Source organism: Maribrevibacterium harenarium (assembly GCF_006385675.1).
Classification (GTDB): Bacteria; Pseudomonadota; Gammaproteobacteria; order Pseudomonadales; family Marinomonadaceae; genus Marinomonas; species Marinomonas harenarium.
On record NZ_VFRR01000028.1, the window covers coordinates 1 to 17,689 of the forward strand.

The following is a 17,689-nucleotide window of genomic DNA, read 5'->3' on the forward strand; positions in this document are numbered from 1 at the left end:
CACTTGGGACGAGCTCATCAATGGAGACAAACTCTAGAGTCGATTGGGTTTGGGGGCGTTCTTTAAGCATAAGGCTATTATAAAAAGTCCCCGTACGAAGGCGAGGACTTTATCAGCAGTCTGAGCTAATCCTCAGTGGATTAGCTTTTTTTCTTTGAGGCCCGACCGTTACGGCATCTCGTCCTCGAATTCCTCTTTTGGCGCTGGGATCAAATCTTCTTTCGTAATATTCTGCGTCAACAACAAACTTGCTGCCACAAAAATAGAAGAATAAGTACCCACTAAAATACCCACTAGTAGAGCTAGCGAGAAATTGTGGATCGCTTCACCACCAAAGAAAAAGAGCACCACTAACACGAAAAGGGTCGTCAACGAGGTAATCAAGGTTCGACCCAATGTCTGATTAATCGACTCATTGATCAGCTCATAGGGTGTAGTATCGCGCATGATCCTAAAGTTCTCACGGATACGGTCACATACCACGATAGTATCGTTCAGAGAGTACCCAATAACCGCCAACAAGGCGGCTAATACCGTAAGATCAAACTCAATTTCAAAAATTGAGAAAACACCTAACGTTATCGTAACGTCATGAGCTAGAGCCACCACGGACGCGACTGAGAACTTAAACTGGAAGCGCACAGCAACGTAAACCATCACGATCGCCAACGCGAGCAACATGCCTAAGCCACCCTGCTCACGTAGTTCCTCACCCACTTGAGCACCAACGAACTCCGAGCGCATTAGCTCGACGGCGACGGCACCATCTTGACGCAACACCTGAAGCACTTCATCCCCTAGGGTTGGAGTAAAGGCGTTAGCCATGCGCACAACCACATCGGTTGGCGAACCAAAGTTCTGCACAATGATATCTTGATAACCACCAGCCCCCAACTGAGCGCGCACATCATCCAACACTGGCGCGTCAGCATATTGCACCTCGATCAGGGTGCCACCGGTAAAATCAAGACCAAATGGCAGCCCCTTTACAACCAGCGAACCAAGGGAAATTAGCACCATAGCAATAGAGAACATGGCTACTACTTTACGATACGCCATAAATGGAATATTTGTCGTTTTCATACCTGCTCCATTAAATAAATAAGCGTTTATTTTTACGTCCACCGTAGACCAGGTTCACCTGGGCACGAGTCACTACAATAGCAGTGAACATGGAAGTCAAAATACCTAACGACAAAGTTACGGCAAAGCCTTTTACCGGCCCTGTTCCTACAGCGAACAAGATCACCGCGACCAACAAGGTGGTGATATTGGCATCGAAAATGGTCGTAAAAGCACGATTAAAACCAGAATGAATAGCCTGCTGATTTGGCAAGCCAGCCGCTAATTCCTCTTTAATACGGGAGAAAATGAGTACGTTAGCATCTACCGCCATACCCATGGTCAACACAATACCAGCAATGCCGGGTAGCGTCAGAGTAGCGGAGAGCATGGACATACAGGCCATCAGCAAGATGATATTAAGACCAAGTGAAATGTTGGCAAAAATACCAAATACCTTGTAGTAAACCAGCATAAACAGCATCACGACCAACAAACCAATCTGCGCCGACAACACGCCTAAGCGAATGTTTTCAGCACCAAGGCTTGGGCCAATGGTACGTTCCTCTACAAAGTAAATCGGAGCGGCCAAGGCACCGGCTCGCAACAATAGAGCTAGTTCCGAAGACTCCCGAGGACTATCCAAGCCAGTAATACGGAAAGCATTCCCCAAAGTGGTTTGGATCGTAGCAAGGGAAATAATGCCACGCTCACTGTAGGTCCGACGCACTTCTTCAAGCTCGCCCTTTTCATTTTCGACGAAGCGAGAACGAGATTTGTGCTCGATAAACACAACCGCCATATTTCGACCCACTGCAGTACGGGTCACTTTGGCCATCTGTTTACCACCCTTCGAATCAAGGGAGATATTTACCTGTGGACGGCCATTTTCATCAAATGAAGAGTTTGCATCAGAAACACTTTCACCTGTGATAATAATGTCACGCTCAAGTTTCGCCGTACGCCCACTGCCATCGCGGAAGGTCAGAGTTTCACCGCCGTTATCATCCAACGCTGCCTCAAGACGAAACTCTAGGTTTGCTGTGGCACCGATAATACGCTTCGCGGCTGCCGTGTCCTGTACCCCAGGCAACTCCACCACGATACGGTTACTACCTTGGCGCTGCACTAGAGGCTCGGCCACGCCCAATTCGTTTACGCGGTTACGCAAGGTGGTCAAGTTCTGTTCTAACGCATAGGCTTCGATCTCTCTCTGCTCAGCTTCGGAGAAAGAGATATCCAAAAAGAACTCGCTGCCGTCTTCACGGGTGCGGTAAAGGTAGGTATCAAACTCCCCTTTTAGTAAAGACTCAGCGCGCTGCAACTCGTCTTGTTGCAAGAAACGAATAGTCAACACCCCGTCGTTAATATCGACACTACGGTAGCGGACACGATCTTTACGCAGGAGGGTTTTCATCTCACTACCAGCAACATCTAAGCGCTGCTTCAATGCAGTCGGCGTGTCAACTTCAAGCAGGAAGTGCACCCCCCCACGTAAATCCAACCCCAATTTAGCTGGTCCAGCACCTAAAGCATCCAGCCAAGCGGGTGTAGTTGGCACCAAATTTAGCGCCGTGACAAAACCATCACCGAGTGCTGCCGCAATAACAGGCTTAGCCGCAAGCTGGTCTTCACCACTATTGAAACGAAGAGTAGCGCCAGTTGCTGTAAGTTCGGCTTGCTTGAGTTGTATGCCTGATTCAACCAAAGCTGCTTCAGCCTTATCAAGGGTACGCTGATCAATAACAGTCGTGGCTTTTTGGGTTGAAATTTGCAGCGCTGGGTCATCTGGGTAGAGGTTTGGTAAGGCATAAACCATACCTAAGGCCAATACCATCAGAATCAGCAAATACTTCCACAGGGGGTATTTGTTCAACATGGATATTCCTTTGAACTAATGACGGGAAACAAAAAGCAAAAAAGCGCCGTAAAGGCGCTTTTTAAAAAGTTAGATGGATTTCAAAGTACCCTTAGGCAATACCGCAGCAACAGCTGCTTTTTGGAATTTCATCTCGATATTTTCAGCAACTTCTAGCGCAACGTAGTTATCGTCTACTTTAGTTACTCGACCAAGAATACCACCATTGGTAACGACTTCTGTACCTTTAGCAAGAGAAGCCAAAAGATTCTTGTGCTCTTTCGCACGCTTAGCTTGTGGGCGCCACATGAGGAAGTAGAAAATAATAACGAAACCAACCAACAATACTAGGTTGAAAATACCAGCATCTGCTGGTGCGCCGCCTTCAGCGTAAGCTGGGGAGATCAATGCGATCATGTTTTACACTCTCCGATTTATTGCTAAAAAATAAGGTTAACAGGAAGATGCGGTTATGCAGTCAACGGTGGCGTTTCCATGCCGCGCTTACTATAAAATTCATCCACGAAAGCATCAAATCTACCTTCATCCAGAGCCTGACGCAATCCTGCCATTAAAGTTTGGTAGTAACGCAAGTTATGAATCGTATTCAGTTGCGCACCCACCATTTCTTGGCATTTATCTAAGTGATGTAGATAAGCCCGAGAAAAGTTTTTACAAGTATAACAATCACATTCTTCATCTAACGGACGGGTATCCGTTTTATTTGCCGAGTTACGAATACGCACAACTCCTGCTGAAGTAAACAGATGTCCATTGCGGGCATTACGGGTCGGCATAACACAATCGAACATGTCTACACCACGGCGAACCCCTTCAACCAGATCTTCTGGCTTACCCACTCCCATTAGGTAACGGGGCTTATCCGCTGGCATACGGTGTGCGACGTAATCCAGTACTTTCATCATTTCGTCTTTGGGCTCGCCCACCGATAGGCCACCGATGGCGTAACCATCAAAACCGATATTCAATAGACCTTCTAGCGATTCCTGACGCAAATGCTCGTACATACTACCTTGGATAATACCGAACAAGGCGCTAGGACTATCCCCATGGGCATCTTTCGAGCGCTGCGCCCAGCGTAAACTCATGCGCATAGACTGGGCTGCTTGAATTTCCGTGGCAGGATAAGGGGTACATTCATCAAAGATCATGACGATGTCTGAACCCAAATCTCGCTGTACTTTCATCGAGATTTCTGGGCTAAGAAAAACTTTGTCACCGTTAACAGGGGAGCGAAAACTTACCCCTTCTTCGGTTATCTTGCGCATATCTCCTAATGAAAATACCTGAAAACCACCTGAATCGGTCAAGATAGGCTTTTGCCACTGGGTGAAATTGTGCAAGTCGCCATGTTGTTTGACAATTTCGGTGCCAGGACGTAACCAAAGGTGGAAGGTGTTGCCTAGAATAATATCGGCGCCAATTTCTTCAATATCACGAGTCAACATCCCTTTTACCGTGCCATAGGTGCCAACAGGCATAAACGCGGGCGTCTCCACATTGCCGCGGGGAAAGCGCAAACGCGCTCGGCGCGCTTTACCAGATGTGGTAAGCACTTCAAAATCCATAAAACATTCTGGACGTTTTTCACTCATGGGGTGACATCCTCTTGTAGCGGCCCACAGGCATTTGGGTTTCGTGAGATAAACATGGCATCACCATAACTAAAGAAGCGATATTGCTCGGCAACAGCCACTTGGTAGGCATGCATGGTCTCTTGATAGCCAGCGAACGCGCTGATTAACATAATGAGCGTAGATTCCGGTAAATGAAAATTGGTAATTAAGCAATCTACCGTTTTGAATTGATAACCAGGATAAATAAAGATGCTGGTATCGCTCGCCATTGGTGCAATTTCTCCACCCTGACTCGCGGACTCTAGCGAACGTACACTGGTAGTACCCACAGCAATCACACGCTTACCAAGTGCTTTGGCGGCTTTTACTTTGGCAACCACCTCTTCACTCACTTCAGCGTATTCAGAGTGCATCACATGATCTTCCACCTTGTCGACTTTCACAGGCTGAAAAGTACCAGCACCGACATGTAACGTCACAAATGCCGTTTCTACCCCTTTTTCTGACAGTTTCGCCAATAGTGCTTCGTCAAAATGCAAGCCTGCAGTCGGTGCAGCAACAGCACCCGGAGTCTGATTGTAAACCGTCTGGTAGCGCTCTTGATCACTATCTTCGTCAGGACGCTCAATGTAGGGTGGAAGTGGCATATGCCCAACTTCATCCAACACCCTTAGCACTGGGGCGTGTAGACGTAGGTGAAATAGACTGCCTTGGCGGGCGATCATGTCTGCCTTTACTTTCTGCCCTCTATCGATCCCCAAAAATAAACTGGTACCGGGTTTAGGTGACTTACTAGCACGCACATGGGCAAGAATCTCAAATTCATCCAATACACGCTCAACCAGAATTTCGATTTTCCCCCCAGAATCTTTCTCACCAAAGACACGAGCAGGGATAACGCGAGTATTGTTAAATACCATTAAATCGCCTGGTTCAACAAAATCTAAGATATCTTTAAACCGATGGTGAGTGAGTTCCCCCGTCTCGCCTTGCAAGCGCAACAGACGGCTGGCGCTACGCTCCGGCATGGGGTATCGGGCTATTAGGTTTTCCGGAAGGTCAAAATGGTAATCAGCAACGCGCATGGGTCATATTAACTAAGTTTAAAAGTGGCGGCATTCTAGCGGATTTGGCTAGGCTTGGGTACGCTAGGACAACGAAAATCCTGAGAATGTTATTTTTGCGCTCCTAGGTACCATTTGTTAGAACACATTTGGAAAAATAAATTCAAAATAACCGTTGACTCAACTAAAAATATCGACATAATACGCACCATCTTTCCAAGCCAGTGTGATGGAATTGGTAGACATGACGGATTCAAAATCCGTTGCCGCAAGGCGTGGCGGTTCGAGTCCGCCCACTGGTACCATCTTTATAAAGATGCTAAAGCCCCAGCAATAAGTTGCTGGGGCTTTTTTGTTTACTAAGCAAATGATTCCTGACGCCAATACATTAGGAACTACCAGTGAACCAGTATGACTTATTAGATAAGTACCCCTTTCTTAAAAGTCAAAACCGACCTCGGAAATGCCACTCTCCTTCAGCGATATTATTAATAATGGCATCTCGAATATCCTGATCAATTCGATGATCATCAAAGTCATATAAACCTAATAACGGAAACACCTTGTTACGCTTCATATCTTTGCCAATAAACTCGTATAGAACCCGCGTACAACAGGGCATCCGTTCACCACTACCTGAGACCCCCAGTCGGAGCCCAGTAAGTCGATCAATGCGATTTTTGAAGGTAGGAAATAAGACCGTTTGCGTCATCTCGCTATTCGTCAACGTTTCGTAGTCGCATAAAAAAATACGATCAGACAAAAATTGCACAATGCCTTTGTACACGCCGTGGAAAGGCTTACCTGTGCGTCTTGGATTGAGTCGTTCGGTACGTTGATAGTAGGTTTTGCCGTCTCGTCGCTCGATAGAAACTAACGTCCGCAACACCTTGCCAGGATAAGCCATCGATAAATAATATTCGAAATAGTGACCCACGTATTTATCAATACCTGCCTGCCCCACCCCGTTTAAACGATCAAAGTAATCTTGCTCTGGAGTTGAGGTGTAATCCTCCGCTTGAGACACGGGACGCACTTGGATTAGGCGGCGAAACTGACTGTGGGGCAATACAATTTCGTGCTCTTCTACGCCAAAAAAGTTACATATTTTGCGCAGCGTACTGTTAGAGGGGAAAGTCGCGCCACTTAAATAACGATTAAATTGTGGGCGATTCACATTGAGACGCCGACAAACATCAGCAATGGATTTGTAATAGCTACATAGCAAACGTAGATTTTCTGGAAAATAGTCGTTCATAAGCTCCCCCTAGCAATGGGCAAATATTAACCCGCAACCACTAACAGTTAAAGCTAAATCTTGACGCTATATGATGCTATTTAAACATCATTAGATATCAGCTTACGAACTTCTTTTGTGCTTCAATTCAAGTTTTACTAGTCACTAGCGAATACCACTTTAACTCCTCTTCGAGGCACCTATGAATACACGTATTGAATCCGATCTACTAGGTACAATGGAAGTTCCGGCCGACGCCTATTATGGCATCCAAACACTGCGCGCCGCGAAGAATTTTCAGATCACTGGTGTTCCAATTGCGCATTTTCCCGAGTTAATTCGAGCTCTAGCCATGGTTAAAGCGGCGGCAGCAAGAACCAACCAAGACTTTGGCCAATTAAGCGATAAAAATGCCGACGCCATTGTCTACGCTTGTCAGGATTTGATTCAAGGTCTACATCACGACCAGTTTATTGTGGATGTGATTCAAGGTGGTGCCGGCACTTCCACTAACATGAACGCCAACGAGGTGATTGCCAATATCGCCCTCACCAAGCTGGGATTCAATAAAGGCGACTATCAGCATTTACATCCAAACGACCACGTAAACCGCTCTCAATCAACCAACGACGCTTATCCGACTGCGGTTTGCCTAGGTTTACAGTTTGCAGCCGACAATTTCCTGCCAACATTAATATCCTTGAAGGCATCGCTAGAGGAAAAGGGACGCGAGTTTGCCCATATCGTCAAAATGGGCCGCACCCAATTACAAGATGCGGTTCCGATGACCTTGGGTCAGGAATTTGAAGCATTTGCAGTCAACCTTGGCGAAGATGTGGATCGCATCAAAGAAGCTTGCGCCCTACTCTGCGAAGTCAACCTCGGTGGTACCGCTATTGGTACTCGTATCAATGCCCCGGCGGGATTTAGTGAAGCAGTCGTACAAAAGCTCGCCACCATTTCTCAGAAACCTCTTGTACCGGCTTCTAATTTGGTTGAAGCAACTTCCGACATGGGCGCCTTCGTATTTTTCTCCAGCATGCTAAAGCGCTTAGCAATCAAGCTCAGCAAGATGAGTAATGACCTCCGTTTGCTATCCAGCGGCCCTCGCACAGGATTAGGGGAAATACGCTTGCCTGAAATGCAGCCCGGCTCTTCGATTATGCCAGGCAAAGTCAACCCGGTGATTCCTGAGGCCATGAATCAAACAGCTTACCAAGTGATGGCCGCGGATATGGCCGTTTCACTTGCCGCAGAATCAGGTCAACTGCAACTTAACGCGATGGAGCCACTCATCGTCTACAACTTATTCAACAGTTTAAAAATGCTTAAGGCGGCCTGTGAAATGCTTGAGCAACGCTGCATTCGCGGCATCACTGCAAACGAGGATATCTGCCGTGATTATGTGGAGCGCAGTATCGGCATTGTTACCGCTCTGGTTCCTGTGTTGGGCTATTCAGTCGCCTCCAAACTCGCCCGTGAAGCACTACTCACAGGCGCAACCATCAAGGAACTCGTGCTGCAACAACAACTTCTGACCGAACAAGAGTTAGAGCAAGCACTAAATATCGAAAAAATGATCTTTTCCCAAAAAGAAGGCTAACGACGTGAGTATTTTGATTTTGTACACCGGCGGCACTATCGGCATGACGGTAAGCGAGTCAGGTCTGGCACCGAGCTCATCATTGGTGGAAAAGCTGCATACTATTTTTCCGTCTGGCATAGCAAATACACCGGAGTATTCTGTACAAACGCTGGACCCTTTAATTGATAGCGCCAACTTGGATACCACCCATTGGCAGAGAATTGTCGCTGCGATTCAACAACATTGGGACGCTTACAACAGCTTCATCATACTCCATGGTACGGATACCATGGCCTATACAGCCAGTCTCCTAAGCTATGTGTTTGCCAACAGTTGCAAAAATATCATTCTAACTGGCTCCCAATTACCCTTGGGAGCAGAAAGATCTGACGCGCCATGCAATCTTGCCTTGGCGCTGTCTTTAGCGAATGGCATACCACTTGGGCAGGTAGCTATCGCCTTTGGCAATCAAGTGCTGCAGGGCAATAGGGCCACCAAGATATCCAGCCAAGCGTTCGCAGGTTTTGACAGTCCCAACACGCCACCGCTAGTAACCAACCAAATCACACCACACTATCGAGTTAATGGCTTGACTGGGTGCCAACCATGTAAGGAGCCTGCTGAATTGCACTTTCAGCCAGAGGCGGTTGCTTTATTGTGGTTAACACCAAGCCTGAGCCAAGCAAGCTATGGAGGTTTTCTCCATGACTCCAAGTGCAAAGCGTTAGTGTTGGTCAGTTTTGGCGCTGGCAATATCGCTTCGGAGAACCAGTCTTTTTGCCAATTCTTGGCTGATGCAAAAGACAAGGGTCTAGTCGTAGTCAATGTTAGTCAATGTCAACATGGCGGCACCAGTACCGGGGCCTATGCGGCGGGTAGCGTTTTAACCCAGCTTGGCGTTCTGGATGGTAAAGATATGACAGTGGAGGCCGCGTTCACTAAACTTCACTATTTATTGGCGCTTGATCATTCACCAAAAGAAATACGGACTCACTGGCAGACTTGCAGAGCTGAAGAATGGAGTGAGTAGAAAGAGCGAGTAACCTCGCTCTTTCATAATTATCATTAAGGTGTCTCTACGGTTCCGTCAGCATGTTTAGCAAAGCGGCGTATTTCAACACCATGGGTCTGATCGTTGTCAGGCCACGGCCAACCACCAAACTGGGTACGTTGAAAATCAAAAAATGCTTGCTGCAATTCTTGGCGTGTATTCATCACGAATGGCCCGTGTTGCGCAACCGGCTCACCAATAGGACGACCTTGCAACATCAATAAACGCGCAGGCTTATCCCCACCGACCAGCTCAAGGGGTAAGCTACTGTCTACTACGTAGGCCTCGCTCACGTTAGCCTGTTCTCCCGCGATTGTTATTGCATCGCCTTCAAAGAAGTATAAGGTGCGGTTTAATCCAACCACAGCTTCAGGAATAGTCCAGGTAGCGTTGGCAGGTAAATCAATTAACCAAATTGCCACCTCACTGTCTGACTGCGAAGCCCAAGAGTTTGGCGGTGGTGCTAATGGCGCCACTTGGTTTCCCTGTTGGTCTGACAGGCTTCCCGCGACCACTTTCACACTAATATGGTTGCCCTCACCATCAGTGAAAGCGACATTCGGGGTTTGCTCATTCCACAACATAGCAAAATGCGGTTCTACCATTTTGTTCCGAGCAGGGAGATTGAGCCAAATCTGAAACAGCTCTAGTGGATTAGGCTCATTCTGACGTAATAAAGGAAACATCTCTGAGTGCTGAACTCCAGAACCTGCTGTCATCCACTGGGTATCCCCTACGCCATAACGGCCAGCCGCTCCCATAGAATCAGCATGATCAACATAACCTTTATTAACGATGGTCACTGTTTCAAAGCCGCGATGGGGGTGACTAGGAAAACCAGGCACAACATCACCATGATACATACGCCAACCACCAATACCGGCAAAGTCCTGTCCAATACTACGTCCAGCTAAAGAAGCCTGCGGCCCAAGTTTCTCATTCCCTGCTGGGTAACTATCATTATGAAATGCACAGAATAAGAAAGGATCGAAGGTCGGCCAGAACATACCAAGCGATAGCCGCTGTTTTATCACCTTAGACATAGTCACTACCTTTTAGAATCATTGTAATACCACCTAAGATAACCAAGCATTAGGTGAAGTTCGAGCCAAAAAACCTACTTTTCGAATACAAATAGTTGATGATTGTGATCAATCGCATCAATAAAAATACGATTCGTTGCAAACCTATTCATTTAACTGCCTATACTTTAGTCGTGTTTTGTACCTATCTGATTGCAATAGGTAGGAAGGTTACAGACACTATCGAGAAAAAGTCGGAGCAATATATGAACGTAAAATGGATCAGCCCAATACTTATATTGGTTGCTTGCGTTGTCGGTACGCTTGTTTTTGCGGTACCTATTGGCTTTACCATCATCGTCACATTATTTGGTTTCATCCCCGTACTAGTACCCCAAGCAAACCGAGAACAACTTTCAGTCCCTCAAAAGGCTGCAACTCAACCCGTTGAGCAAGTGGCAGCCAATGTTTGCCGCATCACCTCTGATATGGCAATCGGAGCAGCAGAGGTATCTCACTTCGTTGATAATTTTACCCGAGACTTGCGTATTTCCATGGAACACAGCGGCCAGATTAGCCAAGCATCGACTAACCTGAAGGAGCATAGCCAAGCATTAAGCGATCATATTGCGACAGTAAGTAGCACCATGGAAGCGACGGCAGATGCAGCGAGCTCGTCAGAACAACAATTGGAACAAAGTGCAAAACGAGTCGTTGAGCTTGCTAAATTAATTGAACAAACTGCAAATCAGCTAGATCGACTTAATCAAAGCGCCGACGAAATTGAAAGTATCACCACCGTCATTCAAGGCGTATCGGAGCAAACCAATCTATTAGCACTTAACGCGGCCATCGAAGCCGCTCGTGCGGGGGAACAGGGCCGCGGCTTTGCTGTGGTGGCAGATGAGGTACGGGCACTTGCCGCAAAAAGCTCGGACGCATCACGACAAATCGCGGATATGCTGACGGAAGTACGTAATAACAGCCAACAAACCGCAGCAGAAATGGCTACCGTCACCGCACAAAGCGCCAGTTTGAAAGAGGATCTAACCGCTGTCACCGGTACTTTTATCAAGATTACACAAGACGTACAAAGCGCGTCAGCAGCATTGGAGCAAATAGAGCAATCTAGCATTGAATTCCAGACCAGCAGCACTCAAATAGACACATCCATAGGTGATGTCACTCAAGCCTTAGCAAACCTATCGGACCGTGGTACAACCCTATCAAAACAAGCCGGCAAATTGAGCCTAGGCGCCGAAGGGGTATTCCGTGAACTTGATGTGGTGCCACATGATAACTTCTTCACCAAACTGCTATCGGAAGCGCGCTCAGCAGCCCAGAGCATCGGAGATCTGTTTGCGGAACAAATTAAGAATGGGCAAATTTCCGAATCCGACTTGTTCTCACAAAACTATCGGCCAATTGCTAATACCAACCCGACCAAGTTCTCCACCCCTTTTGACTCGCTTACGGATAGACTGTTACCCGCGATTCAAGAGCCCATATTAGAACGTCATCAAGATGTACTTTATGCTGGCGCGGTAGATAGGAAAGGCTATTTCCCAACCCACAATAAGCGCTACAGTCATCCACTTACGGGCGACTACGAACGAGACCTGGTGAATAACCGTACCAAACGTATCTTTGATGACGCCACTGGAGGGCGCTGCGGTGCACATACGGAGTCATTCTTGCTACAAACCTATAAACGTGACACCGGGGACGTGCTACACGATTTATCCGTACCCATCTATGTGAATGGTAAGCATTGGGGCGGCTTCCGCATTGGCTTTAAATCAAAGCGTTAATATTTTCCTCTATCAGCAGGTAAGCAGTTAGCTGTTTACCTGCTTTTTTCCCTTCAACTTGGTCGATATTAAATTGCGCATAGCACCCGGCGATAGCTTTACGATCAACAGCGAACTCAACACGAAAATAACCCCTAGCCATTGCCAAACCGATAACACCTCATCCAAAAAGAAAATTCCGAGGGTGACAGCGGTGAGAGGATTTAAAAAGGTAAAAATCCCAAACATATTCGGCCCCACCATTTTGATGGCATATACGAACATGACGTAAGCAAAAGCAGTATTCATCAAACTAAGCCAAGCGATTCCAGGCAGTTGGGCCAGACTTGGAAGAGTCGGCGCACCTTCCCAGAAATAAGCCACAGGGAGCAAAAACAAACCACCAAAGATAAGCTGCCAAGTGGCGGCTCCGATAATATCGTCACTACGCCAGTGCTCCATCAGCAAAGTCACTACCACTACAAGCGACGTGGCAGAAAGAGCGGCAACTACCCCAACCATATCTAAATCAAAACGTGGATCTAACAACAGCATTACCCCGGTCAACCCAACCAAAGCGGCAATGAGAGACCGAGAACTTGGTTTACGACCAAGGATTAACCATTGAACTAATAGTAACTGTAGCGGCAAAGTAGCCGAGAGGGTTCCGGCAACACTTCCAGGGATACGATAGGCAGCCACCATCAAGCAGATAAAAAAGAGGCCAATATTTAATACACCGAGCACCATTAAACGCCAGATGTGCGCCCCCGGCCACCGACGAAATATAATAAGGAGTAAAATACCCGCAGGTAGCGCCCGATAAACTGAAACCCAAAAAGGAGTGAGATCGGTCAGGAATAGCCCTACCGCAGCGTAGGTACTACCCCAGAGGATCGGGGGCAGCATCGCAAAAAAGAAATACATAGATTACTTCCTAACAAGTATCTTTTCAAAAAGATATTGTAGCACGGCATTGAGATAAAGTATCTTTCATAAAAGATACTTTTCCGGAGGAAAAAATGGCCGATCATGTTGCCCACTTGCTCGCCCAATGGCAGCAACAACGCCCAGAACTTGATTGCACACCAATGGCCGTCATTGCACGGATCGGGCGCGCTAATCGTTTCCTTGAACCACCGGTCCTCAAAGTCATAAAGGACTTTACTTTGAGCCGAATCGAATTCGATATATTGGCCACATTACGCAGGGCAAACAAAGCGCTCACCCCTACTCAGCTATATAAGGAAACCCTATTATCCTCTGGCACTATGTCGACCAAACTAGAGGGATTAGTTGAACGAGGCTTGGTAGAACGCCTGTCCCACAATCAGGATCGCCGCAGCTGCTTGGTGCAACTCACCCAGACGGGGGTCGACCTGATTAATGAGGCACTAGAGGCACATCTAGATAACGAAGCTAGACTATTGCAGAGCTTAAGCAAAGATGAGCAACTTTTGCTCGCCAAGCTATTAGGAAAATTATTGGTAGACTTGGAAAAGGATAACGACACAAAGTAGTGCTACCGATAAGAACGAAGAGCAATTTGCACCAATTTAGCGCTTGATTATGGGCAAATATCAGCCAGTAGCCATAACATCTGCGATGTATCCAAACAAGCGGAAACGATTAACAAACCTATGTATTTCATCTCTTACTCCTTGATTTCTATCAGAAAGAGTATCGAAGTACGGGCTTTTTCAAGCAAGCGGCTTTACAAGAACTACATAGTCTTTACGCAATATTTAAGCCAAAAAAATCCCCGCATAAGCGGGGATTTTCAAATCAAACAACTATAAGCAGATGCTTACCAGCCAGTGATTTCTTTTAAGGCTACACCGATGTCTGCTAGAGAACGAACGGTCTTAACGCCAGCGTCTTGCAGTGCTGCGAATTTCTCGTCAGCTGTACCTTTACCACCAGAAATGATCGCACCAGCGTGGCCCATACGCTTACCAGCAGGAGCCGTTACACCAGCGATGTAAGATACAACAGGCTTAGTCACGTTTGCTTTGATGTAAGCAGCCGCTTCTTCTTCTGCAGTACCACCGATCTCACCGATCATTACGATCGCTTCAGTTTGTGGATCGTTTTGGAACATTTCTAGTACGTCGATGAAGTTAGTACCTGGGATTGGGTCACCACCGATACCAACACAAGTAGATTGACCGTAGCCAGCGTCCGTTGTTTGCTTAACGGCTTCGTACGTCAACGTACCAGAACGAGAAACGATACCTACTTTACCTGGCATGTGGATGTGACCAGGCATGATACCGATCTTACATTCTCCAGGAGTGATAACACCTGGACAGTTAGGACCGATTAGGCGAACGCCTAGCTCGTCACACTTAACTTTACAGTCAAGCATATCTAGAGTAGGAACACCTTCAGTGATACAAACGATTAGTTTGATACCAGCATTAGCCGCTTCAAGGATAGAATCCTTAACGAAAGGGGCTGGAACGTAGATTACAGATGCTTCAGCACCAGTTTGCTCTACCGCTTCTTGCACTGTGTTAAATACAGGTAGACCTAGGTGAGTTTGACCACCTTTACCTGGGGTTACACCGCCAACCATTTTCGTACCGTAAGCAATTGCTTGCTCAGAGTGGAAAGTACCTTGGCCGCCAGTGAAACCTTGACAGATTACTTTAGTATCTTTGTTAATTAGAACAGACATTATTATTTGCCCTCCGCAGCTTTAACAACTTGTTCAGCTGCGTCTTTTAGACTTGTTGCAGCGATGATGTCTAGACCTGAGTTCGCAAGAACTTCACGGCCTTTCTCTGCGTTAGTACCTTCAAGACGTACAACAACAGGTACGTTTACGCCTACCTGCTCTACTGCACCGATGATACCTTCTGCGATCATGTCACAACGTACGATACCACCGAAGATGTTTACCAATACGGCTTTAACATTGCTGTCAGATAGAATGATCTTGAATGCTTCAGCAACACGCTCTTTAGTCGCACCACCACCAACGTCTAGGAAGTTAGCTGGTTTGCCACCGTGAAGGTTTACGATATCCATGGTACCCATCGCTAGACCAGCACCGTTAACCATACAACCTACGTTACCGTCTAGGGCTACGTAGTTAAGTTCCCAAGATGCAGCATGGGCTTCACGCTCATCTTCTTGAGATGGATCGTGGAACTCTTGCATTTTCTTCTGACGGTATACCGCGTTGCTGTCGATGTTGATTTTGCCGTCTAGACAGTGAAGATTACCTTCCGATGTGATAACTAGAGGGTTGATCTCTAGTAGAGCAAAGTCGTAGTCGTGGAACATTTGCGACAAGCCAAGGAAGATCTGAGTGAACTGCTTGATTTGCGCAGGGTTTAGACCCATTTTGAACGCCATTTCACGAGCTTGGTATGGCTGAGCACCAACAAGCGGATCAATGATCGCTTTGTGAATTAGTTCAGGAGTTTCCTCTGCTACTTTCTCGATTTCCACACCACCTTCAGTAGATGCCATGAAAACTACACGACGAGTAGAACGGTCTACAACTGCACCTAGGTACAATTCGTTAGCGATGTCTGTGCAAGACTCTACTAGGATCTTAGCAACTGGCTGACCTTTTTCGTCAGTTTGGTAAGTAACTAGGTTTTTGCCTAGCCAGTTTGCAGCAAATGCTTTTACTTCGTCTAAAGAATCAACAAGCTTTACACCGCCTGCTTTACCACGACCACCAGCGTGAACCTGAGCTTTTACAACCCACTTGTCACCACCAATTTTTTTCGCCGCTTCTACCGCCTCTTCTGGCGTGTCTACTGCGTACCCTGTAGATACTGGCAGGCCATATTCAGCGAATAGCTGTTTTGCCTGATATTCATGTAGGTTCATTTGACTCTTCCGCTCATCTTAATGATTGACATAAGCTCTGTCTGTCGACAGAAATTGCCGGCTCTTAGGCCGGCAAATCGAATTTATTTACGTTTACGGTTAGCAACGTGGATGGCGTGGCCATCAACAGCAAGTGCTGCTTCGTGTACCGCTTCACTCACTGTTGGGTGAGCAAACACAGTTAGGGCAATGTCTTCAGCCGTAGAACCGAATTCCATGGCAATAACTGCTTGTGCGATCAAGTCCGCTGCGTGACCACCAATAATGTGGCAACCTAAAATGCGATCAGTTTCTTCACAAGCGATCATCTTCACGAAACCATCGGTATCGTTAGCAGCCATAGCACGGCCAGACGCGGCGAATGGGAATTTACCCACTTTAAATTTCACGCCTTCCGCTTTTAGTTGCTGCTCGTTTTTACCTACCCAAGCAAGCTCTGGGTGGGTGTAGATAACAGATGGGATGCAGTCGTAGTTCATCTGCGCTTTGTGGCCAGCGATGATATCAGCGACCATGACACCTTCTTCAGAGGCTTTGTGAGCCAACATTGGGCCACGCACGATATCACCGATTGCAAATACGCCAGGTACGTTAGTACGGCATTGCTCATCAACGAATACAAAACCACGCTCGTCTAGATTGACACCGGAATCAGCGGCTAGACAGCCATCAGTGAATGGCTTACGACCTACGGCAACGATCAGCTTATCGAAAGTTTGCTTCTGCTCTTCACCTTTTGCATCAAGGTAAGTCACTTCAACTTCATCGCCTTTCACTTCGCTGCCAGTTACACGAGCACCGACGCGAATGTCTAGACCTTGCTTTTTAAAGATCTTAGCTGCTTCTTTCGCCATGTCCTGATCGCATAGGCTTAGGAACTGATCTTGAGCCTCTAGTACAACTACTTCAGAGCCAAGGCGGTTCCATACAGAACCAAGCTCAAGACCGATAACACCAGCACCGATCACACCAAGGCGCTTAGGCACTGCACGGAAATCTAGGGCACCTTCGTTATCAACGATGATGTCGCCAGTACGTGGTGCTGGTGGGATATTTACTGGTACAGAACCTGTAGCTAGGATCACGTTGTCCGCTTCTAAAGTCTGTACAGAGCCATCGTGAGCGGTGAATTCTACTTTTTTGTTAGCAAGCAGTTTACCGAAGCCTTCAAAGCTGGTTACGCCATTGGCTTTGAAAAGACCGGTAATACCACTAGTCAGTTGGTTTACAATTTTGTCTTTGCGATCAACCATGGCATTCACGTCCATGGAAACGCCTTCCACACCGATACCGTGAGTAGCAAACTCTTCTTTGGCATCATGGTACTTGTGAGATGAATCCAATAGCGCTTTAGATGGGATACAACCTACGTTCAAACAGGTACCACCAAGACGTGGTTTATTTTCTTTGTCCAACCACTTTTCGATACATGCTGTTTTCAGGCCTAATTGAGCCGCGCGGATAGCCGCAACGTAGCCACCAGGACCACCACCAATTACGATAACATCAAATTTATTAGACATAGGGTTTATCCAATTTTCCTTGTGGCTGGAGCGGGTAGCGCTCCAGCCGG

The 17,689-nt window shown here is 46.9% G+C and carries 14 protein-coding genes, 1 tRNA gene and 1 pseudogene; 5 read left to right on the forward strand and 11 right to left on the reverse strand.

Annotated features, from left to right (window positions below):
- Positions 1-168 precede the first annotated feature (168 nt).
- From secF to queA, 5 genes are all read right to left on the reverse strand, one after another.
- A complete protein-coding gene (secF, locus tag FJM67_RS12650) occupies positions 169-1,083 on the reverse strand; it encodes a protein translocase subunit SecF (protein ID WP_140589825.1) in 915 nt (304 codons plus the stop codon).
- 10 nt (positions 1,084-1,093) lie between these two features.
- Positions 1,094-2,941: a protein translocase subunit SecD gene (gene secD, locus FJM67_RS12655; protein WP_140589826.1), complete on the reverse strand. Its 1,848-nt coding sequence runs from the start codon at positions 2,939-2,941 to the stop codon at positions 1,094-1,096.
- 69 nt (positions 2,942-3,010) lie between these two features.
- Positions 3,011-3,337, reverse strand: a complete 327-nt coding sequence (gene yajC / locus FJM67_RS12660; protein ID WP_140589828.1) for a preprotein translocase subunit YajC — start codon at positions 3,335-3,337, stop codon at positions 3,011-3,013.
- A 53-nt stretch (positions 3,338-3,390) separates the two neighbouring features.
- Positions 3,391-4,509, reverse strand: a complete 1,119-nt coding sequence (gene tgt / locus FJM67_RS12665; RefSeq protein WP_219845986.1) for a tRNA guanosine(34) transglycosylase Tgt — start codon at positions 4,507-4,509, stop codon at positions 3,391-3,393.
- A 23-nt stretch (positions 4,510-4,532) separates the two neighbouring features.
- Positions 4,533-5,603, reverse strand: coding sequence for a tRNA preQ1(34) S-adenosylmethionine ribosyltransferase-isomerase QueA (gene queA, locus FJM67_RS12670; RefSeq protein WP_140589832.1), 1,071 nt, complete (start codon positions 5,601-5,603; stop codon positions 4,533-4,535).
- 199 nt (positions 5,604-5,802) lie between these two features.
- On the opposite strand from queA, the gene FJM67_RS12675 reads away from it, so the two are divergent.
- A tRNA-Leu gene (locus FJM67_RS12675) sits at positions 5,803-5,887 on the forward strand.
- Positions 5,888-6,027: 140 nt separating this feature from the next.
- On the opposite strand, the gene FJM67_RS12680 is transcribed toward FJM67_RS12675, so the two are convergent.
- Positions 6,028-6,840 carry a helix-turn-helix domain-containing protein gene (locus FJM67_RS12680; protein WP_140589833.1) on the reverse strand — a complete coding sequence of 271 codons (813 nt, stop codon included), beginning with the start codon at positions 6,838-6,840 and terminating at the stop codon, positions 6,028-6,030.
- A 181-nt stretch (positions 6,841-7,021) separates the two neighbouring features.
- Between FJM67_RS12680 and FJM67_RS12685 the strand changes: the two genes are divergently transcribed.
- Positions 7,022-8,422, forward strand: coding sequence for an aspartate ammonia-lyase (locus FJM67_RS12685; protein ID WP_140589835.1), 1,401 nt, complete (start codon positions 7,022-7,024; stop codon positions 8,420-8,422).
- 4 nt (positions 8,423-8,426) lie between these two features.
- Complete coding sequence (locus tag FJM67_RS12690; protein WP_140589837.1) at positions 8,427-9,434, forward strand: asparaginase; 1,008 nt, start codon at positions 8,427-8,429, stop codon at positions 9,432-9,434.
- A 35-nt stretch (positions 9,435-9,469) separates the two neighbouring features.
- Here the strand turns inward: FJM67_RS12690 and FJM67_RS12695 are convergent, their stop codons facing one another.
- Positions 9,470-10,498 (reverse strand): pirin family protein, encoded by a 1,029-nt coding sequence (locus FJM67_RS12695; RefSeq protein WP_140589838.1) that lies wholly within the window; start codon positions 10,496-10,498, stop codon positions 9,470-9,472.
- A gap of 749 nt (positions 10,499-11,247) precedes the next feature.
- Between FJM67_RS12695 and FJM67_RS12700 the strand changes: the two are divergent.
- Positions 11,248-12,288, forward strand: a pseudogene (locus FJM67_RS12700) (methyl-accepting chemotaxis protein); the annotation flags it as partial.
- A 27-nt stretch (positions 12,289-12,315) separates the two neighbouring features.
- Here the strand turns inward: FJM67_RS12700 and FJM67_RS12705 are convergent.
- Positions 12,316-13,194, reverse strand: a complete 879-nt coding sequence (locus tag FJM67_RS12705) for a DMT family transporter (RefSeq protein WP_140589843.1) — start codon at positions 13,192-13,194, stop codon at positions 12,316-12,318.
- Positions 13,195-13,289: 95 nt separating this feature from the next.
- On the opposite strand from FJM67_RS12705, the gene FJM67_RS12710 reads away from it, so the two are divergent.
- Positions 13,290-13,787 carry a MarR family winged helix-turn-helix transcriptional regulator gene (locus FJM67_RS12710; protein WP_140589844.1) on the forward strand — a complete coding sequence of 166 codons (498 nt, stop codon included), beginning with the start codon at positions 13,290-13,292 and terminating at the stop codon, positions 13,785-13,787.
- Positions 13,788-14,074: 287 nt separating this feature from the next.
- Here FJM67_RS12710 and sucD read toward each other — a convergent pair whose 3' ends face one another.
- The 3 genes from sucD to lpdA all read right to left on the reverse strand — a co-directional run bounded on the left by sucD (position 14,075) and on the right by lpdA (position 17,639).
- Positions 14,075-14,947 (reverse strand): succinate--CoA ligase subunit alpha, encoded by an 873-nt coding sequence (sucD, locus tag FJM67_RS12715; protein WP_140589846.1) that lies wholly within the window; start codon positions 14,945-14,947, stop codon positions 14,075-14,077.
- Positions 14,948-14,949: 2 nt separating this feature from the next.
- Positions 14,950-16,116 carry an ADP-forming succinate--CoA ligase subunit beta gene (sucC, locus tag FJM67_RS12720; RefSeq protein WP_140589848.1) on the reverse strand — a complete coding sequence of 389 codons (1,167 nt, stop codon included), beginning with the start codon at positions 16,114-16,116 and terminating at the stop codon, positions 14,950-14,952.
- An 83-nt stretch (positions 16,117-16,199) separates the two neighbouring features.
- Positions 16,200-17,639 carry a dihydrolipoyl dehydrogenase gene (gene lpdA, locus FJM67_RS12725; protein WP_140589850.1) on the reverse strand — a complete coding sequence of 480 codons (1,440 nt, stop codon included), beginning with the start codon at positions 17,637-17,639 and terminating at the stop codon, positions 16,200-16,202.
- Positions 17,640-17,689 lie beyond the last annotated feature (50 nt).

What these genes read in the sequence shown, in the direction of transcription:
- secF (WP_140589825.1), bottom strand. Translation starts at nt 1,083, where the DNA reads ATGAAAACGACAAATATTCCATTTATGGCGTATCGTAAAGTAGTAGCC.
- secD (WP_140589826.1), bottom strand. Translation starts at nt 2,941, where the DNA reads ATGTTGAACAAATACCCCCTGTGGAAGTATTTGCTGATTCTGATGGTA.
- yajC (WP_140589828.1), bottom strand. Translation starts at nt 3,337, where the DNA reads ATGATCGCATTGATCTCCCCAGCTTACGCTGAAGGCGGCGCACCAGCA.
- tgt (WP_219845986.1), bottom strand. Translation starts at nt 4,509, where the DNA reads ATGGATTTTGAAGTGCTTACCACATCTGGTAAAGCGCGCCGAGCGCGT.
- queA (WP_140589832.1), bottom strand. Translation starts at nt 5,603, where the DNA reads ATGCGCGTTGCTGATTACCATTTTGACCTTCCGGAAAACCTAATAGCC.
- FJM67_RS12680 (WP_140589833.1), bottom strand. Translation starts at nt 6,840, where the DNA reads ATGAACGACTATTTTCCAGAAAATCTACGTTTGCTATGTAGCTATTAC.
- FJM67_RS12685 (WP_140589835.1), top strand. Translation starts at nt 7,022, where the DNA reads ATGAATACACGTATTGAATCCGATCTACTAGGTACAATGGAAGTTCCG.
- FJM67_RS12695 (WP_140589838.1), bottom strand. Translation starts at nt 10,498, where the DNA reads ATGTCTAAGGTGATAAAACAGCGGCTATCGCTTGGTATGTTCTGGCCG.
- FJM67_RS12705 (WP_140589843.1), bottom strand. Translation starts at nt 13,194, where the DNA reads ATGTATTTCTTTTTTGCGATGCTGCCCCCGATCCTCTGGGGTAGTACC.
- FJM67_RS12710 (WP_140589844.1), top strand. Translation starts at nt 13,290, where the DNA reads ATGGCCGATCATGTTGCCCACTTGCTCGCCCAATGGCAGCAACAACGC.
- sucD (WP_140589846.1), bottom strand. Translation starts at nt 14,947, where the DNA reads ATGTCTGTTCTAATTAACAAAGATACTAAAGTAATCTGTCAAGGTTTC.
- sucC (WP_140589848.1), bottom strand. Translation starts at nt 16,116, where the DNA reads ATGAACCTACATGAATATCAGGCAAAACAGCTATTCGCTGAATATGGC.
- lpdA (WP_140589850.1), bottom strand. Translation starts at nt 17,639, where the DNA reads ATGTCTAATAAATTTGATGTTATCGTAATTGGTGGTGGTCCTGGTGGC.